Below are 25,847 nucleotides of genomic sequence, written 5' to 3'. Positions count from 1 at the left end.
AAGAGACCCAAGGACGTAAGCAGGCATGCAGCTAGCAGATAAGCATGAGGGGACGACGACAAAGGCGTTCGCGGGGCTGCGCGTCCTGGATTTTTCGACCACGATCGCCGGTCCCCATTGCACGCGGATGCTCGCCGACATGGGCGCCGAGGTCATCAAGATCGAGACCGACGGCGGTGAGACGATGCGGACCCGACCGCCGCTGCGCCAGGGGTGCAGCACCGCCTTCGGCCAGCTCAATGTCGGCAAGAAGAGCCTGGTGCTCGACCTCAAGTCCGAAGACGGCAAGGAGGCGGTGCGCCGGCTGGCCGCGAGCGCGGACATCCTGGTCGAGAACTTTCGCCCCGGCGTGATGCACCGGCTGCGGCTCGACTACGACAGTCTGCGTCCGCTCAACCCCAAGCTGATCTACTGCTCGATCTCGGGCTACGGCCAGACCGGCCCCTCGGCCGAGCTGCCGGCCTATGCGCCGGTGATCCATGCGGCCTCCGGCTACGACATGGCGCATCTCTCCTACCAGCCCGGCCGCAGCCGCCCCGATTCCTGCGGCATCTATCATGCCGACGTCGTCACCGGCACCTACGGCTTCGGCGCAATCGCGTCCGCGCTCTATCAGCGCACTGTGACAGGGGTTGGCCAGCACATCGACGTCTCCATGATGGAAACCATGCTGTCACTGACGCTGACCGAATTGCAGACCTCGCAATTCACGGTGAAGCCGACCGCGCGCCCGATGTTCGGGCCAACCGAGACGGCAAACGGCTATGTCATGATCACTGTCGCCAGCGAAAAGACGTTTCAGGGCTTGATGGGAGTGATCGGCCGCCCCGCCTGGATCTCCGATCCGCGCTTCTCGACCTACGCCGCGCGCCGCGAGAACTGGGTCGAGATGATGGACGGCGTCGAAGCCTGGTCACGGCAGCTCACGACCGATGCGTGTCTCGCCACGCTGGGCTCGGCCGGCGTGCCGGCTTCGGCCTATCGCACCGTGTCCGAGGCACTGACCGATCCGCAACTCGCGCACCGGCAGGCGCTCTCCGAGGTGCGCGACGAGGGAGGCTCCTTTCAGGTGCTCAACGTGCCGTTCCGGATGTCGGGCGCCGACACCAAGCCCGCCAAGACGATGGCCGTGCTCGGCGAGCATACGGATGCGCTGCGCGACGAAGTCGGCCTCGCCGATGATGCGCCAATTCCGACGGGCAAAACGGCCGCGACACGCTGAAACTGGGTGTCGTGCAACAAGCAATGCGGCCTTGCGTTCCGTCGGCTTGTCATCATCGGCTAGCGTCGACTAGACAGGCCCAGGTTTGTCTCGCCACGCCGCCCATGGCATGGTGGGCGATAACGACAAGCATGCCGGGAGGACGCCAATGAAGAGTTTCAAGGTTGCCGATTTCAAGGCGCCGCTGCAGGAGTTCGACGAGGCGACGCCGCAACCCTCGGGCACGCAGGTGCTGATCAAGGTGAAGGCGGCCGGCGTCTGCCACAGCGATCTCCACATCTGGGAAGGCGGCTACGATCTCGGCCATGGCCGCAAGCCGCTGTCGCTGAAGGACCGCGGCATCAATCTGCCGCTGACCATGGGGCACGAGACGGTCGGCGAAGTCCTCGCCTTCGGCCCCGACGTGAAGCCGACCGACCAGGGCGACCTCAAGCTCGGCGACGTCGGTCTCGTCTATCCCTGGATCGGCTGTGGTAAATGCGCCACGTGTCTGGCGGGCGACGAGAACATGTGCCTGACGCCGCGCTCGCTCGGCGTCTATTGCGACGGCGGCTATTCCGATCACATGCTGGTGCCGCATCCGCGCTATCTGCTCAATCTGAAGGGCCTCGACCCATCGACGACCGCGCCCTATGCGTGCTCGGGCGTCACCACCTACAGCGCGCTGAAGAAAGTCGAGCAGCATTTCGACACGCCGATCGTGATGTTCGGTGCCGGCGGCCTCGGCCTGATGGCCCTGTCGCTCTTGAAGGCGATGGGCGGCAAGGGCGCGATCATGGTCGATATCGACGCCAGAAAGCGCGAGGCGGCTGAGAAGGCCGGCGCGCTCGCCACCGTCGATCCCAAGGCGCCGGATGCGCTGGAGCAGCTTGCGAAGAAGGCGGGCGGCCCGATCCGCGCCGTGATTGACCTCGTCGGCAACGCCGCGACGACGCAGCTCGGATTCGACTGCCTGACCAAGGGCGGCAAGCTCGTCATCGTCGGCCTGTTCGGCGGCGGCGCGACCTGGGCGCTGCCGCTGATTCCGATCAAGGCGGTGACGATCCAGGGCAGCTACGTCGGCAATCTGCGCGAGACGCAGGAGCTGCTCGAGCTCGTGCGAACAAAAAGGGTGCCGCCGATCCCCGTGACGACAGCCCCGCTCGCCAAGGCCAATGACGCGCTGCTGCAATTGCAGCAGGGCGCGGTGGTCGGGCGCACGGTGCTGACGCCGTAACGAACGCTCTCTCCTCCGTCATTACGAGGAGCGAAGCTACGAAGCAATCCAGACTGCCCCCCGCGGAAAGATTCTGGATTGCTTCGCTTCGCTCGCAATGACGACTTGGCTAACTTCTTTCTCGAGGCCCTCCATGTCCGCAAACAACGCCTTCCACATTGCCGTGCTCGCCGGTGACGGCATCGGTCCCGAAGTCATGGCGCCGGCCCTCGAGGTGCTGCGCAAGATCGAGCAAAAATCGGATCTGCGCTTCCGCTTCACCGAGGCGCCGGCCGGCGCCAACAATTATCTCGCCACCGGCAAGTCGATGCCGGATAGCACGATCAAGCTGTGCGAGGAGGCGGACGCGATCCTGCTCGGCGCCTGCGGCCTGCCGTCGGTGCGCTACCCCGACAACACCGAGATCGCGCCGCAGATCGAGCTGCGTTTCATCTTCGATCTCTATGCCGGCGTGCGGCCCGCGCGCCTCATTCCCGGCGTGCCGAGCCCGATCGTCGGTGCTGACCAGCGCGGCATCGATCTCGTCGTCATCCGCGAATCCACCGAGGGCCTGTTCGCCTCGATGGGCAAGGGCGTCGTCACCCATGAGGACGCGCGCGAGACCATGGTGATCACGCGCCGGACATCAGAGCGCCTGTTCGAGTTCTCGTTTCGCCTGGCGGAGCGGCGCAAGGCGCGCGGCAAGCCCGGTGCGCTCACCTGCGTCGACAAGGCGAATGTGTTCAAGGCGTTTGCGTTCTTCCGCGGCATCTTCGACGAGATCGAGAAGAAGCATCCTGATGTGAAGACCGACCGGCTCTATGTCGATGCCTGCTCGGCGATGCTGGTCAAGCGGCCCTGGGATTTCGACGTGATGGTGATGGAGAACATGTTCGGCGACATCGTCTCCGACATCACCGCGAGCCTGATCGGCGGCCTCGGCATGGCGCCGTCGGCCGACATCGGCGACAAATACGCCGTGTTCCAGCCCTGCCACGGCACCGCGCCCGATATCATGGGGCAGGGCAAGGCCAATCCCACCGGCATGATCCTGTCGGCGGCGATGATGCTGGACTGGCTCGCCGACAAGCACGGCATCGAGAGTGCGGCGGAAGCCGGCGAGACCATCGAGCGTGCGGTGGATCAGGTCTATGCCGGCGGCATCAAGCCGATGGAATTCGGCGGCAGCAACGGCACGGCGGATATTACCAAGGCGGTGCTGGCGGCGCTGTAGTCAAAGAAAAGGGGCCCGCAGGCCCCTTCGTGTTCACCAGCGGCGCCAGTGGTGATGGCGGTGACCCCAGCCCCACGGACGGGGGCCGTAGAAGCGTCGCGGGCCGCCGTAATAGCCGTAGGCGCCGTAATAGTTCGGACGCCAGAAGCAACGGCCCCAGGGGTTGCAGACCCAGCGCACCTGATCGATGTCAGCGGCCGGGCCGCTCGCGATTCGATCCGCCTGGGGAATGCCGTTCGGCATTGCCGCGAACGCCGAGCCCGAGGCGAGCGCCGCACCGCCCAGAGCTGCGAGACCAAGAACAGCAAATTTGAATTTCATCGCAATCTCCTCGTTGGTGGCGAGAGAACCTGCGACAGATAAACTGGTTGCTATCGGGGTGCGGTCGTGCGCGGATTTAATCTTCCTGAATGAAGGTTCAGATTCAGCGCCCCTGGAATTTGGGCCGGCGTTTCTCCATGAAGGCTTGCCGGCCCTCGCGGAAATCCGCGCTGTCCATGCAGGCATGGCCGACCGCCTGGATTGCCTCCATGTCGCGCTGGCTTTCGTCCTTCAGCACCTGCGCGATGGTGATCTTGGCGGCCTTGATTGCGAGCGGGGCGTTCTCGGAGATGGTCTGCGCGATCGACATGGTCTCGCCCCAGAGCTCGCCCTCCGGGAACACGCGCTCGACGAGACCGATGCGCAGCGCCTCGGCGGAATCGATCCGCATGCCCGTGTACATCAAGAGGCGCGCCCAGGACGGGCCGACCAGCGACACCAGATGCTTCAACCCGTCATAACCATAGGCGATGCCGAGCCTGGCCGCGGGAATGCCGAACTGACTGCCGTGTGCGGCGATACGAATGTCGGCGAGCATCGCGACCTGCATGCCGGCGCCGAGACAGAAGCCCTCGATGCAGGCGATCGTCGGTTTGGGATAGTCGGCCAGCAGCGCGCGCTGGGCGGCGCTGCGCCTAGCGTATTCCTCGGACGCGGCCGCGTTATGGCGCGTCTTCTCGAACTGGCTGATGTCGGCGCCGGAGACGAACGCCTTGCCGCCGGCTCCGCGCAGGATCACGACGCGCACCGTCTCGTCGTCGCGCAAGGCCGTCAGCGCCGCGCCAAATCCCTCCCACATCTCCAGCGACATCGCGTTGCGCTTGTCGGGATTGTTGAAGGTGATCACGCCGACGCCACTGGCTGCGTGCTTGAGGATCTTGCCGTCGGCGTAAGGTGTTTCGGTCGTGCTGGAAATGCCGGGCATCGCGCGCTCGCTTGTCATGTGCGGGAGGCAATGTGCTGCGCGGACGCTTGCGGGGTCAACCGGGGCAGGGCGCGCGAGTCTGCATCCGCCTGTTCCGCGATTGCATGGCGCTTCGTCCTAAGCATCGTGCCGCAAAGAAAAAGGGGCGGTCGAACCGCCCCGGAAAGGCCGCGCGTAAGCGCGCGAGCCGGAATATGCTCGTCCGGTCTCGTTCAATCCGGCCGCGCCCCGTGACGCGGCGGATTGAAGATCGGCCCTAAAAGGCAGACCGTCGATCGACCTCAGCTTTCGTTCGCTGCGATAGATTCCATCAACGAGACGAGCTGACGTTGCACCGTCTGGTCCTTGATCTTGCTGTAGGCGCGCAACAGGCGGAGGCTGAATGCGCTGTCGAGGAACAGCAGGCTCTCGACTTCGCGGGCCTTGTTGTCGCCGTCGTAGAAGAAGGTCACGGGCACATCGAGGGCGGAGGCGATCTGCTGAAGTCGAGCCGCGCCGACGCGATTGACGCCCTTCTCGTATTTCTGGACCTGCTGGAAGCTGACGCCAAGCTTCTCACCGAGCTCCGCCTGCGAGATCTTCATCTCGACGCGCCGCAGACGGATCCGCTTGCCAAGCTCAATGTCGGGCTTGCCGGCACTGCGCTGCTTCATTCTTTTTGCCGCTGCTTTCATCTTTGTTCTCACCTTTGTTCTTCGGTTGAAAATCCCCCGAAGAGCTGGGTCAGGGGTTCGCCCATATACGAGTCCTTGAATTCATGCGGGTGCACGAACTCTTCCTTAAACCACGGGAAGCGAGCGGGACTGAAAGCTTCGATCAGCCAGTCGATCATGTGCCGCACGCGCGGAATACGGCCGCTACCGGGATGGTAGGACAACCAGATATCCAGCGGTCGGTTCAGCTCGACCTCCAGTGGAATCAACTTCCCGCCAAGCGCAATGGCATAGCTGGGAAAGACGCCGATGCCGGCGCCATTCGCGACGGCCCAATAGTTGGCGCTCGAGACGTTGGTCTTCATGACCAGGAGGTCACGTTCCGAAACGCCCGGGAAGAAGCTCTCGAAGGATTCCTTGGCGGCGAGCTGATCGGCGAATTGCAGCACCAGGCGATGCTTGATCAATTCCGCCGCCGAACGCGGCGCGCCGTGCTTTTCAATGTATTTTTCGGAGGCCCAGAACATCAGGTGCATGCGGCCGAGCCGTACCAGCTTGATGTCGAGCGCCGAGGGACGCGACAGATGGATGGCGACGTCGGCCTCGTGACGCGAGACGTCGGCCGAACGCATCGCGCAATGCAGGTCGACCAGAATCTTCGGATAGGCGTGCTGGAATTCAACCAGGCGCGGAGCGAGCCAGAACGTGCCGAGCCCCTCGGTAACGGCGACCCGAACCTCGCCGGACAGGGCATTGGCCATCGAGTCGCTGGCGCGCAGCACGTCGAAGGTGGCGGCCTCCATGCGCTCGACGGCGGAGACCACCAGCGCGCCTTCATCGGTCAGATGGGTGCCGTGGACGTCGCGGGTGAACAGCGTCGTGCCGGTCTGGCGTTCGAAATCGTCGATCCGCCGGCGCACGGCGTTGATCGACAACGACAAGCGCTCGGCCGCCGAGCGGAAACTCCCGCATCGGACGACTTCGAGAAATATGCGGGCCGTATCCCAATCAGAGAGGCCGCTGAGATTTGTCTTTGGGCGTTCCGCCAGATGAACGCCCCTTTCCGCTAAGGAGTGCATACAATTTCCTTCGGGAGGCTAAACTGGCAGAATCTGGCGCAAACCACAACCACTGCGGGTTGGGGGACGTAAAGTTTTGAACGTCATCCTTACTACCTCGTGGGTGGTATCGGAGTGCTGCCAATGGCTGGGGAATCGGGCGGACTATTTGCCTGGATGAGGGGTGTAGCGTGAGTTCCGTTGCGAGCCGTCAAATGGCTGCGGGATTGCAGGCCCTGTTCGCATTGAATGACTTTGCGCGAGAGCGGGCGCCGTCTCCCTCGACGGATCAATCACAGCGCGCCAGGCGTTTTCTCCCGAACTGCTTCGGCAATGACCAACTGCGCAGCGCAGCGATATCGGCCGGAATCGCGGTTCCAAGGCTGAAACCGATTGAAATCAGGTTCGGAGGCGCAGCGGCCTCATGCTATCCTCGGTATTCCATGGGGGCCGAAGGGGTCGTCACAACCACGTCTCGCAGGCCGAATTAACGGAAAGAACGCCGGTGTCGCATTCAGACGAACAGTTGCAGTCGGTGCTGGAAACGCTCGAGGAGTGCCGCAGGGTTCTCAACGCGTGCGACAGCCGTGAGTCGGCCGAGCTGCTGTCCATCGCCATCCTCGACGTCAGGATGAAACTCAAAGGAATTGACAGCGCCGATCTCAAGGCGCTGTGCGACGAAATGCTGCGGAGCGCCGCGAGCGAACCGCCGTCCCCTTCCAAGCAGACGCAGGACCAGCCCCGGCGTCCGCTGCTCCGCGTGGTGAAGTAGCCGCGCCGCCGAGTTTCGCTTTTTGGCGAGATTTGTGCGCGTCCCGATGCCGCACCTGTGATCGCAGACGGCATCGGGAGGAGCCCTGGTTTCGTGCGCCTCTGTTGCGCATTCCCCGGCATCGGCTACACCAGAGCCGGTTCGGCTCCGGGCCGGACGCATTCCCCCGCGCGCCCTACCGGCACCTGAGATGGCTCAGACGGCATCATGCAAAATGTTTCGATCCCGGCGGCGCTGATTGCCGGCCTCGTCAGCTTCCTCTCGCCTTGCGTCCTGCCGCTGGTTCCGCCGTATCTGATCTATCTCACGGGCGCCACGATCGAGCATGTCGAGAGCGACGAGCCGGCCTCGACCTCCAAGCGCGCGATCATGATGTCGGCGCTCCTGTTCGTGCTTGGCTTCTCCACGGTGTTCGTCGCGCTCGGCGCCAGCGCCTCGCTGATCGGCGGGCTGATCCGCGCCTGGTCGGCCGAACTGTCGATCCTCGCCGGCCTCGTCATCATCGTCATGGGCCTGCACTTCCTGGGCTTGACGCGCATCGGCCTGTTGATGCGCGAGGGCCGACTGCCGATCCCCAAGCCTGTTGGCCTCTGGGGGGCCTATATCATGGGCCTCGCCTTCGCCTTCGGCTGGACGCCCTGCATCGGCCCGATCCTCGCCGCGATCCTCTCGATCGCCGCGGCTGAAGCCACGGTGACGAAGGGCGCCGGCCTGCTCGCGGTCTATTCGGCCGGCCTCGGCATTCCCTTCTTGATTGCCGCGCTGATGATCGAACAGTTCTCCGCGCTGTTCGCGCGCATGAAGGGCCATCTCGTCACGGTCGAGCGCGCCATGGGCGTGCTGATGGTGATCACCGGCATCGGCTTCCTCACCGGTGCAGTCTCGAATGTGAGCATCTGGCTGCTCGAGACGTTTCCGGCGCTGCAGACGATCGGGTAGGGCGCGCCCGTGGCGGCGTTCGGGAATGAAGATGATTGCTTCGGCCAATCGTCATTGCCTGATGCTCGACAGACGTCTGCGGTCGGACCCACCCCGGGAAGTGTTGGATTGTTCAATTGCCGGGGACGGCACGTATAGGCGGACTTATCGGCCGATTTTCTTAATGCAAGTTGGTTCGCCGCTGGGGTGAGGGGTGCAATCCCAATCAGGTCCGAAGCCCGCACCGGCGTTTCGCTGTGGCAGGAAAGGGAAATATATCGCAACCAGCGCAAAGATGCCGACAGCGATAATTGCGGACGCCAGCATCCATAGAATGCCCGCGCGATCCGGATTCCAGCGGAGCTGCCGCATTGATGCTTCCTTGGATTGGGATGCTTCACGGCCGTATCATCCATGCGATGTGGCGCTCGCCACGCTCGTGCCGTTCCAATCCCAAGGTCACCGCGCCTCGTCAAGCGTGCAGATCACCGTGCAGACGACGCCGCGCGGCAGGAAGTCGACGGTTGCCTCGCCGCCGAGCTGGTCGCGCGCGCTGCGCTCGATCAGGCGCGAGCCGAAGCCGCGCTGCACCGGCGCCGTCACCGGCGGTCCACCGATCTCGGTCCAGATCAGCCGCAGCCGTGGCTTCGGCGCTTCCGTGATGACCTCCCAGTCCAGTGTCACCCGGCCGGTCTCGTTGGATAGCGCGCCGTATTTCGCGGCGTTGGTGGCGATCTCGTGCACGATCATCGACAGCACCACGGCGAGCCGCGGCGACAGCGGCACCGCGGGACCGGCCATGCGGATGCGGTCGGGACCATTGAGAAGGAAAGGCTGAAGGGCGCGGGCGATCACGTCCCGGAGTTCGGAGCCCGCCCATTTCTCCTGGCTCAGAAGGTTATGCGCTTCGGCCAGTGCACCGAGCCGGCCCTCGAACTTGGTCCGCTCGTCCCGGCTGGCGCTGCGGAAGGTCTGCACCGCGATCGCCTGCATCAAAGCCAGCGTGTTCTTGACGCGATGGTTGAGCTCCTCGATCAGGAGATTGTGCAGCATTTCGCCGCGCGCGATCGTGGTGGCCATCCTGACCGCGAAGGTCAGGCCGGTCAGCAGCAGGATGCCGCCGATCAGGCTGGTGATCGCGATGTTGCGCCAGAGCGGTGCGATCAGCGAGCCTTCGTCGACGCCGGCGGCGATAGTCCAGCCCGTCAGCTGCGATCGTGTGTAGGCAGCGGCAAGGGCGACGCCGTCGAGCGACACCGTTGGGAGCGCTGCCTCGCTACGGCCGAACATCTCGGCATAGAGCGAGGGCGAAGCACGCTTTCCGAACGATTCATTGGGGTTCGGCGCGCGTGCAAATACGATGCCCTTGGTGTCGAGCAGAGAGACGGTCCAGAGCTGGTCGGGCCGCTGCTTCTCCACCAGTTCCTGAAAGATGCTGATCGGCGGGCTGAAGCAGAGGTCGTAGATCACCTCGCCGTTGCGGAACACCGGAACCTCGACGGTGAGGACCTGCCGCCCATTGATCGCGCCTGTGAACAGGTCGGAATATTGCGGCGACCTGGTCGCGAACACCTTTTCGATGATCTCCAGATGGCCGCGCGGCGGCAGGCTTGCGGTGTCTTCCGTTGCGGAGGAGAACAACAGCCGGCCTTTCCGGTCGGAGATCAGCACCAGGCCGCCCTTGCCATACTGGTCGACGAAGCCGAGGGCGATGCGGCGAAAGTTTTGGAAGTCGTCGTTGCGCAGTGAATTCGTCAACGCCAGGACCTGCAGGCCGCCGGTCATCCGCTGCACCTCGGAATCGAGCACGAGGCGCATGCTGCGCACGTTCTCCAGGACGCGGCGGGTCGCGTCGCTTCGGTCCTGCTTGTAATTGTAGAAGACAATGCCAACCGCAAAGACGATCAGCGGCAACATCGTTCCCGTGACGAGAAGAGCGAGCCGGACCGGCAGGGTGAGCTTTGACAAACGCAGGCGTCCCGGTTCCGGCGCAGCGGGCCGGATTATGATTTTGGGAAGACCATACGGGCGGGGCTTGCGCGGCGCCACGGTTTTCGCATCTGCAAGCCGCCGAGAGCTGCGATTTTGCAGCGCAGTTCGGGATGCCCGCGCATCAGCTCAGGCTCATTGCGGTCAGAAGTAGACACATGATGTAGATAGCCGCCAGGCTGAGCTGCAAACCCGGGCCTCTCGATGCGATGTCATGCGGCCGGCGAGGGCCACCAGCTTTGAACTCGCCACCCACGCCTCGATCAATCGATTTCCTCAACCGCCGTACGTGCACAGCGTTCCCTGGCATAGGAACAAATTGCCATTTTTTCCCGTTTGTAGATCGGACCGGGCCGGAAGCCCGGCCATTGGAGGAGGAGAAAATGAAGGTGAAAATAGCGACCGCAGCGCTGATGCTTGCTGCATTGTCCCTACCGGCGTTCGCGGCCGACGAGTTCTATGTCGTCCAGGACGTCAAGACCAAGAAGTGCACCGTCGTCGACAAGAAGCCGACAGAGACCTCCATGACCGTGGTCAGCCCGTCGGGCACGATCTACAAGTCGCGGACCGAAGCCGAAAGCGGCATGAAGACCGTCAAGGTCTGCACGTCAAATTGAGGAGGATGACAAATGCCAGTCCTTATTTTGTGGGCCGTGCCGGCCGTTCTGGTGATCGGCGGCGGCATTTATCTGATTGGCCATATGCACTAGGCCTGCATCAGCAGGCGAACGGGCCTGTGCGCGCAGCGCACAGGTCCGGTAAGTCTTCGGACCTCGCAAGTCTTCGGATAATGGAAAGCGTGGGCCCCGCGCCAGCCCGAGCACGAGTTGCAGTGCAACAGGTCGTGCAGGGGGAGCCCTGCGACGAAGGAGTCCCCCCAGCGCAGTCGAAATGACTTCCGTCCCGCCGAGGTTTTTCATACGCTCCCTCTCGCAAGCCGCATACCGGCTGCGCTCACGCCCCGGCGACAGGGGCGGAGCATCAAAGGGAGGGGAGACGATGAAGCGAAGGTCATTTCTCGCTGGTATCGGTGCGACCACCGCGGCGGCTACGATCGGCATGCCGTCGATCCTCAGGGCGCAAGCACCGATCACCCTGAACGGCGCAGTGCAGTTCAACGACGACCACGCCTTCAACCGGGCGCTGCTCCGGTTCGAGGAGCTGGTGAAGAAGTACTACGGCAAGCCCGTCAACTTCACCCTGCACAGGAACTCCTCGCTCGGTCTCGAGAAGCAATACTTTGAGTACATGTCACAGGGCAAGGCCGTGGATTACGGCATCGTCTCGCCGGCCCACATGTCGACCTTCGCCAAGGCGGCCCCGTTCATCGATGCGCCCTTCGTGTTCAAGGGCATCGACCACATGAACAAGGTCGTCGAAGCCAATATCCTGGCGCCGATCGCCGACGAAGTCGCGGCGAAGGCCGAGGTGGTTCTGATCGGTTATTCCGGCGGCGGCATCCGCAACATCTTCGCCAACAAGCCGCTCAAGAATCTTGCCGATCTCAAGGGGCTCAAGGTTCGCGTGCAGGGCGCGCCGATCTGGTCGAAGACCTTTGCGGCCGTCGGCATGAGCCCGACCGTGATCGCCTATAACGAAATCTACAACGCGATCCAGAACGGCGTGATATCGGCCGGCGAAAACGAGGCGGCGGGCGTCGAAGCGATGAAGTTCTACGAAGTGGCGCCGCATCTCAACCTGACCCAGCACGCCGTGTCGATCCGGCCGATCTGCTTCTCGGTGAAGACGCTGAAGACCTTGCCGAAGGATTTGCAGGACGCGATCATGAAGGCCGGCAAGGAAGCCGGCGACTATGGTCGTCAGCTCGAGTCGAGCGAAGAGGTCGTCAAGCTCGACACGCTCGAGAAGGCCGGCAAGCTCAAGCGCGTCCCCTTCGAGGAGCGGGACGCCATGAAGAAGCTCGCCGATCCCGTGATGGCCACCTACGCCAAGGAAATCGGTGCGGAAGGCATTTTCGAGAAGATCAACGTCGTCTGAGATCGCTCTGTCCGCCGACAGCATTTCCGGGCAGGCCCCGCTTCCTGCCCGGACATGGCGGACGACTGCCGCACGGAGTCCCAATGTCTGAAATGCCCGTCCCGTCCACACCGTCGCTGTGGCGTCGCATCACGGCGGCCTATGCGAAATTCCTGGAATTCCTGCTGGCCATATGCGTCGGCATTCTCGTCATTCCCGTCACGCTGCAGATCATTTCACGCTACACGCCCCTCATTCCGTCCTACATCTGGACGGAGGAAATGGCGCGATTCCTGTTCGTCTGGACGATCATGATCGGCGCCATGGTCGGCGTGCGCGAGGCGCAGCATTTCGAGGTCGACGTGTGGCCGGACCTGACGCGGCGGTCGGAGGCTGCCGTGCGGATCCTGGCGCGCCTTGGCGTGCTGGCACTGGCGCTGGTGTTCGTGGTGGCCGGCCTGGAGTTCACCCGCTTCGCCTGGAACAGGACCTCTGAACTGGCCGATCTGCCGCTTTGGCTGATTCACGTCGCCTGGCCCGTTGCCGGCGTCACGTGGATCATCTTCGCGGGTGAACAGATCATCGATGAGATGCGCATTCTGGTTGGGGCAGAGCGATGAGCGGCAATGTACTTTCTGCCGGACAGGCCGCGATGGTGCTGTTCGGGGTCTTCATCGGCCTGCTCATCGTGCGCGTGCCAGTCGCTTTCGCGCTCGGTCTCGCCTGCGTCCCGATCTTGCTGATCGAGCCGCACCTGTCGCTGATGATGCTCGCGCAGGAAACGTTCAACGCCTACAACTCCTTCATCCTGCTCGCGGTCCCCTTCTTCCTGCTGACCGCGAACCTGATGAGCATCGGCGGCATCACCGACCGTCTGGTGACGCTGTCGCGCTCGATGGTCGGGCACTGGCCGGGATCGCTGGCGCAGATCAACGTCGTGCTGTCGGTGTTCTTTGCTGGCATCTCGGGCTCGTCGACCGCAGACGCGGCGAGCCAATCAAAAATCTTCATCGATGCCCAGACCAAGGAAGGCTACGACCTTTCGTTCTCGATCGCGATCACCGCGGTTTCCGCGGTGCTGGCAGTCATCATCCCACCGTCGATCCTCATGATCGTCTGGGGCGGGCTGATCTCGACCTCGATTGCGGCGATGTATCTGGCCGGCATCGTGCCGGGTCTGCTGATCGCGGGCGCGCAGATGGCGACGGTGCACGTCTACGCCGTCCGACGCGGCTACCCGACTTATCCAAAGTCGACCTGGGTGGAGATGCGCTGCGCCATCTGGAAGTCGATACCTGCGCTGATGACGCCGTTTATCATCGTGGGCGGCATTCTGCTCGGCTGGTTCACCGCGACAGAGTCGGCTTGTGTCGCCGTGCTCTATTCCGTAGCGCTCTCGGCTTTCTTCTACCGCGAGACGGGTATCCGCGAATTGTACAAGGCGCTGCTGGACACCGGGCGCCTTGCCGGCGTGGCGCTGTTCTGCGTCGGCACGGCAAGCGCGTTCGGCTGGCTGCTCGCCTATTACAAGATCCCGCAGGAGCTGCTGGCCAATGTCTCGACCTGGGGCATGGGCAGCGTTGCGGCCGGCTTCTTCATCGCCTTCTGCTTCCTGGTGGTGGGCTGCTTCCTCGACGCCATCCCCGCCATCATTATCGTCGGCACCGTGCTGGAGCCGCTCGCCAAGTCGGTCGATCTCCATCCGGTCCAGTTTGCGATCATTTCCATCGTATCGCTGGCCTTCGGACTGGTGACGCCACCCTATGGCCTCTGTCTGATGATCGCCTGTTCGATCGCGGGCGTGAGGCTGCGCTATGCGCTGAAGGACACGGTGATCATGCTGATCCCGATGCTGCTCGTGCTGGCGGCCGTCATCGTCTGGCCCAGCGTGTCGCTGTTCCTGCCACGCCTGATCGTGCCGGAAATGCTCAAATGAGCGTCTGATGGCGCGATCCCGCGGCCGTGGGCCGCGGGATCGGTTCGATTGGTTACAGGTTGCTCTCGGTAATCGCGGCGTAGACCATGCTGCGGAGTTCGCGGCGGAGCGGATAGGCGCTCGACGGCAGCACCTGCGTCATGAAGATCGCGATCAGCTCTTCGGCCGGATCAATCCAGAACGAGGTGGTGGCCGCGCCGCCCCAATTGTATTCGCCGGGGCTGCCCGCAATCAGCGTCTCGGCCGGACGCATCGTCACGGCAAAGCCGAGGCCGAAGCCGATGCCGTTATAGGTGGCTTCCGAGAACAGCGAACGCGAGACTTCCGGCAGTGCATGGCCGCCCGGAATGTGGTTGGTCGTCATCAGCGCCAACGTCTTCGGCCCGATCAGCCTGACGCCGCCAAGTTCGCCGCCGTTGAGCAGGGCGCGGCAGAAAGTGAGATAATCCGCGACCGTCGAGCAGAGGCCGCCGCCGCCGGAGATGAAGGAGGGAGGCGCCAGGAAGGAGCTCGTTGTCGGATCGTCCTGGAGCGTCAGGCCCTCGCGACGCTGGCCGGCATGGAAGGTCATGCCGCCACCGGGATCGGCGGAATAGCAGGCCGCGAACCGATGCGCTTTCGAGGCCGGCACATGGAAGTCGGTGTCGGTCATCCCGAGCGGATCGAGAATGCGTGACTTAAGGAACTGCTCGAAGGGCATGCCGGAGATCTTGCCGACGAGATAGCCGAGCACGTCGGTTGCGACTGAGTAATTCCAGGCCTCGCCCGGCGAGAATTCCAGCGGGATCTTGGCAAGCGCTTCGATCATGGTTTGAAGCGTACCTGATTTCTCGACCTCGCCGATCTTCTCGGCCCGATAGGCGGCGTCGACATTGGAGCGCTGCTGGAAGCCGTAGGTGAGACCTGAAGTATGGCGCAGGAGATCGACGATCAGCATCGGCCGCGAGGGCGGCCGGGTCAGGAAGGCGGGGTAGGTGCCGGCGACGAATACGCCGAGATCCTTCCATTCCGGAATGTATTTTGCGACGGGCTCGTCGATGGCGACGAGGCCCTGCTCGACCAGCATCATGAAGGCGACGCTGGTGAGCGGCTTGGTCATGGAATAGATGCGGTAAATCGTGTCGTCCTTGACCGGCAGCTTGCGCTCGACATCGGCAAGGCCCTGAACCGAGCTGTGCGCGACCTTGCCGCGCCGGTAGACCAGAAGATGCGTGCCCGGGAAGCGGCCGGCATCGATGTAGCGGCTCTTCAGATGCGCATCGATGCGGTCGAGTGCGGCCTTGGACATGCCGACGGATTCGGGCGAGGCGGGGGTAGGGGCAAGCATCAGTTCCTCCGGGCAGTTTTGTCGGTCCGTTGATAGCCAAATGACGGCCTCATTCCAAGCCGCTCGCGCTTAACGCAGGGGGGCCGGCTGGTGTAGGCTGCCCCCTGGAACGCCGCCAAGGAGCCCCCGGGGCCAACGAGAAAAACACAGGGCAAGCCATCATGACGCAGTTCAACGAGACTGATCTCACCGAAGCCGTCGTTAGGAGCTTCGACAGCACGCCCAATCCGCGCGCGAAATTCCTGCTCCAGGAATTGGTGAAGTCGCTGCACGATTACGTGAGCAAGACCGGCCTCACTTTCGAGGAGTGGGACTACGCCATCGATTTCCTGACCCGCACCGGGCAGAAATGCACCGACACCCGCCAGGAGTTCATCCTCTTGTCCGACGTGCTCGGTGTCTCCATGCTGGTCGACGCGGTCAACCATCGCGACCGCGACGGCGCGACCCAGACCACCGTGCTCGGCCCATTCTATGTTGGCGAGCACAAGGTGACGGCGCATGGCACCGACATCTCGCCGAACAACCAGACCGGCGAGCGGATGTTCGTGCAGAGCCGCGTCACGGATTTGAAGGGCAAGCCGCTCGCGAACGTCCCCGTCGACGTCTGGCATGCCGATGACGACGGCTTCTACGATTCCCAGAAGGCCAATTATGACGAGGTCGGCGCCTCCGCCCGGGCGCGCTTCATCACCGACGATGACGGCCGCTTCTTCTTCCGCACCATTTTGCCGTGCAGCTATCCGATCCCGACCGACGGGCCCGTCGGCGAGATGATCGTGCAGACCATGCGCCATCCGATGCGCCCCGCGCATGTGCACTTCCTGGTCAATGCGAAGGGCTATGAGCCGCTGATCACCCACGTCTTCATGGACGGCGACAAATACCTGGATTCCGACGTGGTGTTCGGGGTCAAGGACGACCTCGTCGCCAAGGTCGAGCCGCGCAACGATGCTACGATGCCCGACGGCACCAAGGCGAACGGGCAGTGGCACCTGATGACCTACGAATTCCACCTCAAGCCCGGCGGCGGCATGGCGCCGAAACCGCTGGGGGTGAAGGCCGAGGAGCCGGCGTGACGGCCTTCACTAAAGCGCGATGAAATGAGGAGAATCGTCATCGCGCTTTAGGTTGTTGTTGAAGCATGATCTTTCCGGAAAATCGCTACGCACTTTTCCGGATCATGCTCTAGCCCAAAAGCCTACCTAAGTATGGTCGCTTGATACCTGCGCGCGGTGGCGTCGACCCGGTGCTTGGTGCTACCGATACATCCAGAGTGAAAGCAGCGGAACCGGCCCTGCGAGCCGGCAGTTGCGGGACAAGGCCGGCGGCGTAGCGCCCGCCGGCGCTTCTCCCGATCTAGCGGCGCTTCGCCGCTCAACTGATGCTTATTGCCATGGTTGGTGCAGAGAGTACGCCATGAGAAACATCGCCGATCTCCTGACTCGGTTCTGGCAGGGACGCCAACCCGTGTCCGATGCTCAGGTTGAGGTCATGACTGAAAACCGAGATCGATCCAGCATGGCTGATTTTGTCCGGATACTGCAGGCCTACGATCAAGCCCAGTAGGGCACGAGTTAGGGACGATCGCGCCAGTCAGTGATACAGACGTCCGAGCAACCGAAAGCCAAGAACCGAGATCGCACCGCTCGACAGGCCCCTCAGCGAGAGGATCTTGAAGTGTCGGAGTTCGGCCTGTGCGACGTACGAAGCGTTGCACGATCACCGATCATGGTTGGGGACCCATTCCTCCGCGGTTGAGTCCCAATGATGGGTGTCGTCGAAGTGTTTCCAGAGCGGTCGCCGTAGCTTGCTCTCACCGTTCTGTCGGTTTGCATTCGGTGCGCGGAGTTGACCGACAAGCGCCCCAGCCATCATCACCCATTCACGAGCGCCATATCGGGAGTGCCATTTGATTGCCGCGAGCATTGGATGCCTCCTTCAAAGCAAGAAGCCTCCGCGACATTAGCCTAGGCCAGGGGCACCGGGATGTAAACTACTTCACAGTCAGTCAACATCTTCGACATCGCTCTGGGCGATCACTCGCCGCGCTTGGCGCCGGAAGCTGACGCTTCCGCCCTCAGGCCCTACCGCGCGTGCAGCAGCGCCAGCAGCACGACGACGGCGCAGGCGAGCGCCGCCGAGGTCAGCTTCCAGAACATCAGCGGACTGCGCTCAAGGAGCGGCGTGATCCGCGTGTCGAGATACGCCGGATTCGGTGTGCGAAGCTCGAAGACAAATTCGGACAGATCCTCGTGCCGCTTGTAGGGATCGGGATGCAGCGCGCGCCTGAGCGCGCCGTCGACCCAGGCCGGCACGTTGCGATCGTCGTCGGCCGGGCGATACCGGAGCTTGCGCACGTCCGCCTTGCGCCGGATCCTGGCAACCTGGGTGCCGTAGGGAAGCTTTCCGGTCAGCATCTGGTAGCAGATCACCGCCAGCGAAAACATGTCGGAGCGCGGCGTGCCGCCCTGCCCAAGAAAATACTCCGGCGCCGTATACTGGACGGTGCCCAGGATTTCGTCGGCCTCGTCCGGCGGTGCCGCTTCCGCGACGCCGGCCACCCTGACCGATCCGAAGTCGATGATCTTCGCGGTGCCGGTCTTGTCGATCAGGATGTTGTCGGGCCTGAGGTCCTGATGCAGCATCTCCATGCGGTGGAAGGCGCGCAGGCCGGCGGCGATCTGCTCGATGAGGCCACGGACGGTTTCGAGATCGGGGCGCGGATTGTCGGTCATCCACTGCTTCAAGGTCTGGCCTTCGACGAACTCGGTCGCGACGTAGAGATAGCTGCGCTGCCGCGACTGGGACAGCGGCTTGAGCACATGCGGGCTGTCGATCCGGCGCGCGATCCACTCCTCCATGAGGAAGCGCTTGAGATAGGCGGCATTGTCGCGCAGGTCGATCGACGGCAGCTTGAGCGCGACCGGTTCCTCGGTTTCGACATCGACGGCGAGATAGATGTGGCTGCGGCTGCTGCCGTGGATTTCCCTGACGATCCGGTAGCCATCGAAGATCGCGCGCGGCTCCGGCAGCGGCGGCAGCGGCAATTGTGAGGTCTGACTGAAGATGCCGGCCGGCTCGCGTTGGGGCACCGCGTCGATCCGCAGGATCTGGACGGTGATGTTGTCGTCGCTGCCTCGCCGGTAGGCTTCCTCGACGATGGCCTTGGCCGCCCCGTCGAGATCGGCTGCATGCTCGTTCAGCGCGCTGGTGACAAAGCGCGCGTCGACGAATTCGTAGGCACCGTCAGTCGCCAGCAGGAAAATGTCGCCGGCCTCGACCTCGAACGCCTGATAGTCGATCTCGAGCTGCGGATTGATGCCGAGCGCGCGGCCGAGATAGGTCTGCTCCGAGGACACGATGATGCGGTGATCGTCGGTCAGCTGCTCGAGCGCCTTGCCGGCGACGCGGTAGATGCGGCAATCGCCGACATGGAAGATGTACGCGGTGGTCGCCTTGATGACCATGGCGCTGAGGGTGCAGACATAGCCCTTGTCGCGGTCATAGGCGTATTGGCTCTTGCGCGTCTGCGCGTGCAGCCAGGAATTGGTGGCATCCAGCACACGGCGGGCGGACGTCTTCACCGTCCAGGATTCCGACGTGCAATAATAGTCCATCAGGAAGCTCTTGACCGCCGACTCGCTGGCGATCTGGCTCACCGTGCTAGAGGAGATGCCGTCGGCGAGGACGGCCGAGATGCCCTTCAGGCTGAGCAGCGGCTCCTCCGGAATGAGGACGCCGTGAAAGTCCTGGTTGACGGGCTTGCGACCCTTGTCGGAATGCTGGCCAACCGAGATCAGGAGTCCGCGGGACATCGTCATCACCAGGAGAAGGGAGCCTCACCCTGCTTGGGCAAGGCTCCCTTGTCGAGACGTATTCGATCAGGCCGCGACGCGGGGCTTCGCAGCCTTGTCGGCCTGGCGCTTCGGCAAGGTCATGACATGCGTGGTGTAGAGCGTCATGCCGGTGAAGGCGAGGCCACCGACGAGGTTGCCGAGCACGGTCGGGATCTCGTTCCAGATCAGGTAATCCAAGATGGAGAACTTTGCGCCGAGCAGCAGGCCGGACGGGAACAAGAACATGTTCACGACGGAATGCTCGAACACCATGTAGAAGAACACCAGGATCGGCATCCACATGGCGATGACTTTGCCGGAGACCGAGGTCGAGATCATGGCGCCGACGACTCCCGTCGAGACCATCCAGTTGCAGAGCATGCCGCGCAGGAACAGCGTCGCCATGCCGGCCGCACCATGGGCGGCGTAGCCGAGCGTCCGGCTTTCGCCGATGATTCCGATCGCGGTGCCGACCTTGTCCGGCGGCTGCGAGAAGCCGAAGGTGGTGACGAAGGCCATCATGAAGGCGACGGTGAAGGCGCCGGCGAAATTGCCGACGAAGACGAGGCCCCAGTTGCGCAGCACGCCACCGATCGTGACGCCAGGACGCTTGTCGATCAGGGCGAGCGGCGAGAGCACGAACACGCCGGTCAGGAGATCGAAGCCCAGGAGGTACAGCATGACGAAGCCGACCGGAAACAGGAGTGCGCCGATCAGCGGCTGGCCGGTATTCACGTTGATCGTGACGGCGAACCATGCCGCGAGCGTGAGGATGGCGCCGGCCATGTAGGCGCGGATGATGGTATCCCGGGTGGACATGAAGATCTTGGACTCGCCCGCATCCACCATCTTGGTGACGAATTCCGAAGGCGCGAGATACGACATCAATGGTTCCTTTTGCTTCGTAAGTGAGATCGACACGCCCTGGCGAGAGCGCGACTGAACATCTTTGGCCGTGCGGGCCGGCCTGCCGCGCACGAGGGCTATTGAAAGTTTGGAAGCCTTGGGAATCGCGTCACGAGGACTGAGCCGGAGAGGGCCGCGAAGCAGTTGAGCTTCCGAATGCAGCCGCCAGAGGCTGCAACAATGCGGCAAGCCGCAGTCTTCGTTGACGTCCAAGGAGAAGCAAGTTGCGTGCCGCGTCGTCAAAATAGGGAAAATCTAAGGATATCAACTGGATGCTTCTCAGGTCGATCCGCCGATGCAGCGCTTGTCGGCTTCCTGCTTGATCGCATGCACAAGATTTGTGCGTCGCACAAGGATTGAGCAGGCCGCAAGTTTCACATGCGCGACGGATACGCGACGGCCTGCCGCAATTTCGATAACACGTTGATTGTCATTTGTTTTTTTATCCGTCGGGCTTGGCACGAAGCTTGAATAGTTCCATGCCGACGCCATTGAAGCCGTCCCGCGAGACTTCTCATCCGACTTGCCGACGCCACCAGGCGGGGGTCTCCCCCGTCGTGCGTTGGCATGCGCCAAAGACGGCGCCGCCGGACGGACGGGCTGCTCGCGTGCACTGACGCCATCAATTCTGCAACGATGCAAAGGACGACACTGCCTATGACCAAGCGCACCCGCCGGCCCTCGGAGACGGGCCTCAGCCGCCGTCAATTGTTGAAAGCCACCGGCTCGACCGCCGCACTTCTCGCCGCAGCAAAACTGAATTTCCCCGCCGGCGCGTTCGCGCAGGACGCAGGCCCCGAAGTCAAGGGCGCCAAGCTCGGCTTCATCGCGCTCTCCGATGCCGGCCCGCTCTTCGTCGCCAAGGACAAGGGCCTATTCGCCAAATATGGCGTGCCCGACACCGACGTGCAGAAGCAGGCTTCCTGGGGCACCACGCGCGACAATCTCGTGCTCGGCTCCGAAGGCAACGGGATCGACGGCGCGCACATCCTCACCCCCATGCCGTACCTGATCTCGGCCGGCAAGGTGACGCAGAACAGCCAGCCGACGCCGATGTACATCCTGGCGCGGCTCAATCTCGATGCGCAGTGCATCTCGGTCGCCAAGGAATACGCCGATCTCAAGATCGGTACCGACGCGGCGCCGCTCAAGACGGCGTTCGAGAAGAAGAAGGCCGAGGGCAAGTCGGTCAAGGTCGCGATGACCTTCCCGGGCGGCACGCACGATCTCTGGGTCCGCTATTGGCTCGCGGCCGGCGGGATCGATCCCGACAAGGACGTCGAGACCATCACCGTGCCGCCGCCGCAGATGGTGGCCAACATGAAGGTCGGCACCATGGACGCCTTCTGCGTCGGCGAACCATGGCCAGGCCAGCTCGTCCATCAGGGCATCGGCTATACCGCCGTCAACACCGGCGAGATCTGGAGCAAGCATCCCGAAAAGTCGCTCGGCATGCGCGCGGCCTGGGTCGACAAGAACCCGAAGGCTGCGAAGGCGATCCTGATGGCGGTGATGGAGGCGCAGCAATGGGCCGACAAGATGGAGAACAAGGAAGAGCTCGCCACCATCATGGCCAAGCGCCAGTGGATCAACTGCCCGGTCGAGGACATTGCCGATCGCGCCAAGGGCAAGTTCGACTACGGCATCCCCGGCAAGGTGGTCGAGAACTCGCCGCACATCATGAAGTACTGGCGCGACCATGCCTCCTATCCGTTCCAGAGCCACGATCTCTGGTTCATGACCGAGGACATCCGCTGGGGCAAATACGAAGCCGGCTTCGACAGCAAGGCGCTGATCGCCAAGGTCAACCGCGAGGACATGTGGCGCGATGCGGCCAAGACGCTCGGTGTCGCGGCCTCCGACATTCCAACCTCCACCTCGCGCGGCAAGGAGACCTTCTTCGACGGCAAGGTGTTCGATCCGGAAAATCCGGCTGCCTATCTGAAATCGCTCGCGATCAAGCGCGTCGAAGTCTGATGGACCCAGCGGCCGCCCTTGGGCGGCCGCATCGCCTTTTGCAGCCGGAGAGATATTGCGATGAATATGCCTGCCGCCAAAATTGAGATCGAGACCGCGACGCCTGCGGCCAGTGCCGCGCCGGTCGTTGCGATGACGCCAAAGCGTCCCCCGCGCACGGAAGCCTACGCACGCATGGCAAGGGAGACCGCCGTGCGCGTGATCCCGCCCCTGGTCGTGATCGCGCTGCTGACGCTGGTCTGGGAGCTGATCTGCCGCCGTGCCGGCTCGGCACTGCCGCCGCCATCGAAGGTGTTCAAGGACACCAAGGAGCTGATCCTCGATCCGTTCTTCGACCATGGCGGCATCGACAAGGGCCTGTTCTGGCATCTCTCTGCCAGCCTGCAGCGCGTCGCCTTCGGCTATTCGCTCTCCGCGATCGCCGGCATCGCGCTCGGCGTGCTGGTCGGACAGTCGGTCTGGGCGATGCGCGGGCTCGATCCGCTGTTCCAGGTGCTGCGCACCATCCCGCCGCTGGCCTGGTTGCCGCTGTCGCTCGCGGCGTTCCGTGACGGCCAGCCCTCGGCGATCTTCGTCATCTTCATCACCTCGATCTGGCCGATCATCATCAATACCGCGGTCGGCATCCGCAACATCCCGCAGGACTATCGCAACGTCGCCGCGGTGGTGCAGCTCAACCCGCTCGAGTTCTTCGCCAAGATCATGATCCCGGCGGCCGCGCCTTACATCTTCACGGGCCTGCGCATCGGCATCGGGCTGTCATGGCTCGCTATCATCGCGGCGGAAATGCTGATCGGCGGCGTCGGCATCGGCTTCTTCATCTGGGACGCCTGGAACTCCTCTCATATCAGCGAGATCATCCTGGCGCTGTTCTATGTCGGCATCGTCGGCTTCGTGCTGGACCGCCTGATCGCGGGTCTTGGCAAGGTCGTCACCCGCGGCACCGCGCAGAATTGAAGGAGAGGGGCACATGACCGCTTATCTGAAGCTCGACCATATCGACAAGGTCTTTACCCGCGGCGCCGCGACCACCGAGGTGCTCAAGGAGATCAACCTGACGATCGAGAAGGGCGAATACGTCTCGATCATCGGCCATTCCGGCTGCGGCAAGTCGACCCTGCTCAACATCATTGCAGGACTGACAGGCGCCACCACCGGCGGCGTGCTACTCGAAAACCGCGAGGTCAACTCGCCGGGGCCCGACCGCGCCGTGGTGTTCCAGAGCCATAGCCTGCTGCCCTGGCTCACCGTCTACGAGAACGTCAGGCTCGGCGTCGACAAGGTCTTCGCCAAGACCAAGTCCCGCGCCGAGCGCGACGCCTGGGTGATGCACAATCTCAACCTCGTGCAGATGGCCCATGCCAGGGACAAGCGCCCATCCGAAATCTCCGGCGGCATGAAGCAGCGCGTCGGCATTGCGCGGGCGCTGGCGATGGAGCCGAAGGTGCTGCTGCTCGACGAGCCGTTCGGCGCGCTCGACGCGCTGACCCGCGCACATCTGCAGGACTCCGTAATGGCGCTGCATCAGAAGCTCGGCAACACCATTTTGATGATCACCCACGACGTCGACGAGGCCGTGCTGTTGTCCGACCGCATCGTGATGATGACCAATGGGCCGAGCGCGCGCATCGGCGAGGTGCTGGAGGTACCGCTGGCGCGTCCGCGCAAGCGGCTCGAGCTCGCGACCAACGCCACCTATTTGAAGTGCCGGCAGCGCGTGCTCGAATTCCTTTACGAGCGTCATCGCTTCGTCGAGGCCGCGTAAATCAAATGTTAACGCGAGACATGCGCGCGCCTAATTAATCGACATCCCGCTCAATCCTTGTGCGTCGCACAAGGATTGAGCGAATCGCAAATTTTGCGAGCGGAAAAGCCCTGCAATAAATTCTGGCAATACGAATAACGTCCTGAAATCCCTGTATTTCCAGCGTGCGCGCAATTGGCACGGAAATTGAAATGCCTTTGCGCGACGCCAACGACGACGTCCCTCAACACCATCAATCAGCATCGTGAACTCGCCACCGGGGTGAAGCCTCGGAGCGCGCCTCCATGTGAGGCAGAGCCTGCAACGACGCAGCGGTGAGCCTAGAAGGGATACTCAATGACGAAGAATCCTACGTGGATTTCAGACTGGCGCCCCGAAGATGAGGCGTTCTGGAATGCGACTGGCAAGACTATCGCGCGACGCAATCTAATCTGGTCGATCGTGGCCGAGCATATCGGCTTCTCGGTCTGGCTGATCTGGAGCATCGTCACCACCAAGCTGCCGCAGGCGGGCTTCCACTACACCACCGACCAGCTGTTCCAGCTCGTTGCGGTGCCGGGCCTGATCGGCGCATTGATGCGCTTTCCCTATACATTCGCCGTGACGACGTTCGGCGGCCGCAACTGGACCATCTTCAGTGCGGCGATCCTGTTCATTCCGACGTTGTCGCTTGCCTATTTCGTGAGCCAGCCCGACACGCCGTTCTGGCTGATGCTGTTGATCGCCTCGACCGCGGGTCTCGGTGGCGGCAACTTCGCCTCCAGCATGACCAACATCTCCTTCTTCTTCCCCGACCGGATGAAGGGATGGGCGCTCGGCCTGAACGCGGCCGGTGGCAATATCGGTGTCTCCAGCGTGCAGCTGCTGACCCCGATCCTGATGACGCTCGCCGTGTTCAACCTGTTCCAGGCAACGCCCGTCGACGGCATCTTCCTGCAGAATGCCGGCCTGATGTGGGTGCTGCCGATCGCGATCGCGGTGTTCGGTGCGGTGTTCTTCATGAACAATCTCACCACGGCGAAATCGTCGGTGAAGAACCAGCTCGCGATCGTCAAGCGCAAGCACACCTGGATCATGGCGTATCTCTATATCGGCACGTTCGGATCCTTCATCGGCTACTCCGCCGCGTTCCCGCTGCTGATCAAGACGCAGTTCCCGCAAGTCACGATCGCGATCGCGTTCCTCGGGCCGCTGGTCGGCTCGCTGTCGCGTCCGCTCGGCGGCTGGCTTGCCGACAGGATCGGCGGCTCGATCATCACGTTCTGGAATTTCATCGTGATGGCGGGCGCGACGGTCGGCGTGCTCTACTTCGTCGGGCAGAAGGATTTCATCGGCTTCCTGTCGATGTTCCTGATCTTGTTCGTGACGACGGGTATCGGCAACGGCTCGACCTATCGCATGATCCCCTCGATCTTCCGCGAGGAGAACCTGTTCAAGGTGCGCGGCAAAGGCGATGCGGCGCGCGCGGTGGCGCTCAAGACGGCGAGCATCGAGAGCGGTGCAGCGGTCGGCTTCATCGGCGCTATCGGCGCCGTCGGTGGCTATCTGATCCCGACCGGTTTCGGCAAGTCGATCGCCCTGACCGGCGGGCCGCAGCTCGCGCTCGTGATCTATCTCGCCTTCTACGCCACCTGCCTCGCACTGACCTGGTGGTTCTATCTGCGTCGCAGCCCGCAGGGCGAAGGCGCCTCAAGCCTTGCCGAAGCGCGAGTCTGATACTTGGTATGAATCTCGCTTCTCCCCGTACGCGGGGAGAAGACTCTCTGATGACGTTTGACCCATGAACCTTGTTCGCAACGGCGCGCACCAAGGCAAACCGAAACAGACAGGATA

The 25,847-nt window shown here is 63.0% G+C and carries 23 protein-coding genes; 14 read left to right on the top strand and 9 right to left on the bottom strand.

The window, feature by feature from the left end:
* The first annotated feature begins 25 nt into the window (after positions 1-25).
* The 3 genes from MOV74_RS01210 to MOV74_RS01200 all read left to right on the top strand — a co-directional run bounded on the left by MOV74_RS01210 (position 26) and on the right by MOV74_RS01200 (position 3,651).
* On the top strand, positions 26-1,222 hold the full coding sequence (locus MOV74_RS01210) for a CaiB/BaiF CoA-transferase family protein (protein WP_246916807.1): 1,197 nt from the start codon (positions 26-28) through the stop codon (positions 1,220-1,222).
* A 148-nt stretch (positions 1,223-1,370) separates the two neighbouring features.
* Entirely contained in the window at positions 1,371-2,438 is a 1,068-nt protein-coding gene (locus MOV74_RS01205; protein WP_246916804.1) for an alcohol dehydrogenase, read from the top strand.
* 133 nt (positions 2,439-2,571) lie between these two features.
* Positions 2,572-3,651, top strand: coding sequence for an isocitrate/isopropylmalate dehydrogenase family protein (locus MOV74_RS01200; RefSeq protein WP_246916801.1), 1,080 nt, complete (start codon positions 2,572-2,574; stop codon positions 3,649-3,651).
* 33 nt (positions 3,652-3,684) lie between these two features.
* On the opposite strand, the gene MOV74_RS01195 is transcribed toward MOV74_RS01200, so the two are convergent.
* From MOV74_RS01195 to MOV74_RS01180, 4 genes are all read right to left on the bottom strand, one after another.
* Positions 3,685-3,972, bottom strand: coding sequence for a hypothetical protein (locus tag MOV74_RS01195; protein WP_246916798.1), 288 nt, complete (start codon positions 3,970-3,972; stop codon positions 3,685-3,687).
* Between the two features lie 103 nt (positions 3,973-4,075).
* On the bottom strand, positions 4,076-4,897 hold the full coding sequence (locus MOV74_RS01190; RefSeq protein ID WP_246916796.1) for an enoyl-CoA hydratase: 822 nt from the start codon (positions 4,895-4,897) through the stop codon (positions 4,076-4,078).
* 281 nt (positions 4,898-5,178) lie between these two features.
* Positions 5,179-5,550 (bottom strand): helix-turn-helix domain-containing protein, encoded by a 372-nt coding sequence (locus MOV74_RS01185; protein ID WP_020608151.1) that lies wholly within the window; start codon positions 5,548-5,550, stop codon positions 5,179-5,181.
* A 29-nt stretch (positions 5,551-5,579) separates the two neighbouring features.
* Positions 5,580-6,629 carry a LysR family transcriptional regulator gene (locus MOV74_RS01180; RefSeq protein WP_246916793.1) on the bottom strand — a complete coding sequence of 350 codons (1,050 nt, stop codon included), beginning with the start codon at positions 6,627-6,629 and terminating at the stop codon, positions 5,580-5,582.
* A gap of 484 nt (positions 6,630-7,113) precedes the next feature.
* Between MOV74_RS01180 and MOV74_RS01175 the strand changes: the two genes are divergently transcribed.
* Positions 7,114-7,380, top strand: coding sequence for a hypothetical protein (locus MOV74_RS01175; protein WP_246916790.1), 267 nt, complete (start codon positions 7,114-7,116; stop codon positions 7,378-7,380).
* Positions 7,381-7,587: 207 nt separating this feature from the next.
* Positions 7,588-8,319, top strand: a complete 732-nt coding sequence (locus MOV74_RS01170) for a cytochrome c biogenesis CcdA family protein (RefSeq protein WP_246916787.1) — start codon at positions 7,588-7,590, stop codon at positions 8,317-8,319.
* A gap of 438 nt (positions 8,320-8,757) precedes the next feature.
* On the opposite strand, the gene MOV74_RS01165 is transcribed toward MOV74_RS01170, so the two are convergent.
* Positions 8,758-10,215: a sensor histidine kinase gene (locus MOV74_RS01165; RefSeq protein WP_246916859.1), complete on the bottom strand. Its 1,458-nt coding sequence runs from the start codon at positions 10,213-10,215 to the stop codon at positions 8,758-8,760.
* A gap of 455 nt (positions 10,216-10,670) precedes the next feature.
* Here MOV74_RS01165 and MOV74_RS01160 point away from each other — a divergent pair, with 455 nt between their 5' ends.
* The 4 genes from MOV74_RS01160 to MOV74_RS01145 all read left to right on the top strand — a co-directional run bounded on the left by MOV74_RS01160 (position 10,671) and on the right by MOV74_RS01145 (position 14,200).
* Positions 10,671-10,904: a hypothetical protein gene (locus MOV74_RS01160; RefSeq protein ID WP_246916784.1), complete on the top strand. Its 234-nt coding sequence runs from the start codon at positions 10,671-10,673 to the stop codon at positions 10,902-10,904.
* Between the two features lie 382 nt (positions 10,905-11,286).
* Positions 11,287-12,285, top strand: a complete 999-nt coding sequence (locus MOV74_RS01155) for a TRAP transporter substrate-binding protein (protein WP_246916782.1) — start codon at positions 11,287-11,289, stop codon at positions 12,283-12,285.
* Positions 12,286-12,368: 83 nt separating this feature from the next.
* Positions 12,369-12,884 (top strand): TRAP transporter small permease, encoded by a 516-nt coding sequence (locus MOV74_RS01150; protein WP_246916779.1) that lies wholly within the window; start codon positions 12,369-12,371, stop codon positions 12,882-12,884.
* Positions 12,881-14,200, top strand: coding sequence for a TRAP transporter large permease (locus tag MOV74_RS01145; protein ID WP_246916776.1), 1,320 nt, complete (start codon positions 12,881-12,883; stop codon positions 14,198-14,200). Before MOV74_RS01150 ends, MOV74_RS01145 begins: the two co-directional genes overlap by 4 nt.
* A 52-nt stretch (positions 14,201-14,252) precedes the next feature.
* On the opposite strand, the gene MOV74_RS01140 is transcribed toward MOV74_RS01145, so the two are convergent.
* Positions 14,253-15,527 (bottom strand): serine hydrolase, encoded by a 1,275-nt coding sequence (locus MOV74_RS01140; protein WP_246916773.1) that lies wholly within the window; start codon positions 15,525-15,527, stop codon positions 14,253-14,255.
* 161 nt (positions 15,528-15,688) lie between these two features.
* Here MOV74_RS01140 and MOV74_RS01135 point away from each other — a divergent pair, with 161 nt between their 5' ends.
* Entirely contained in the window at positions 15,689-16,606 is a 918-nt protein-coding gene (locus MOV74_RS01135) for an intradiol ring-cleavage dioxygenase (RefSeq protein ID WP_246916770.1), read from the top strand.
* Positions 16,607-17,614: 1,008 nt separating this feature from the next.
* Here MOV74_RS01135 and MOV74_RS01130 read toward each other — a convergent pair.
* From MOV74_RS01130 to MOV74_RS01120, 3 genes are all read right to left on the bottom strand, one after another.
* Positions 17,615-19,351 (bottom strand): bifunctional protein-serine/threonine kinase/phosphatase, encoded by a 1,737-nt coding sequence (locus MOV74_RS01130; RefSeq protein ID WP_246916767.1) that lies wholly within the window; start codon positions 19,349-19,351, stop codon positions 17,615-17,617.
* A 60-nt stretch (positions 19,352-19,411) separates the two neighbouring features.
* Positions 19,412-20,251 carry a formate/nitrite transporter family protein gene (locus tag MOV74_RS01125; protein WP_246916762.1) on the bottom strand — a complete coding sequence of 280 codons (840 nt, stop codon included), beginning with the start codon at positions 20,249-20,251 and terminating at the stop codon, positions 19,412-19,414.
* 300 nt (positions 20,252-20,551) lie between these two features.
* On the bottom strand, positions 20,552-20,764 hold the full coding sequence (locus tag MOV74_RS01120; RefSeq protein WP_246916759.1) for a hypothetical protein: 213 nt from the start codon (positions 20,762-20,764) through the stop codon (positions 20,552-20,554).
* Between the two features lie 165 nt (positions 20,765-20,929).
* Here MOV74_RS01120 and MOV74_RS01115 point away from each other — a divergent pair, with 165 nt between their 5' ends.
* From MOV74_RS01115 to MOV74_RS01100, 4 genes are all read left to right on the top strand, one after another.
* A complete protein-coding gene (locus MOV74_RS01115; protein ID WP_246916755.1) occupies positions 20,930-22,249 on the top strand; it encodes a CmpA/NrtA family ABC transporter substrate-binding protein in 1,320 nt (439 codons plus the stop codon).
* A gap of 60 nt (positions 22,250-22,309) precedes the next feature.
* On the top strand, positions 22,310-23,206 hold the full coding sequence (ntrB, locus tag MOV74_RS01110; protein WP_246916752.1) for a nitrate ABC transporter permease: 897 nt from the start codon (positions 22,310-22,312) through the stop codon (positions 23,204-23,206).
* A 13-nt stretch (positions 23,207-23,219) separates the two neighbouring features.
* Positions 23,220-24,014: an ABC transporter ATP-binding protein gene (locus MOV74_RS01105; protein WP_246916750.1), complete on the top strand. Its 795-nt coding sequence runs from the start codon at positions 23,220-23,222 to the stop codon at positions 24,012-24,014.
* 336 nt (positions 24,015-24,350) lie between these two features.
* Positions 24,351-25,730: an MFS transporter gene (locus MOV74_RS01100; protein ID WP_246916746.1), complete on the top strand. Its 1,380-nt coding sequence runs from the start codon at positions 24,351-24,353 to the stop codon at positions 25,728-25,730.
* Positions 25,731-25,847 lie beyond the last annotated feature (117 nt).

It is taken from the genome of Bradyrhizobium sp. SHOUNA76, from assembly GCF_023006445.1.
Lineage (GTDB): Bacteria > Pseudomonadota > Alphaproteobacteria > Rhizobiales > Xanthobacteraceae > Bradyrhizobium.
The sequence above is the reverse complement of the archived record's forward strand: the minus strand, read 5'-3'. Positions and strand labels throughout refer to the sequence as shown.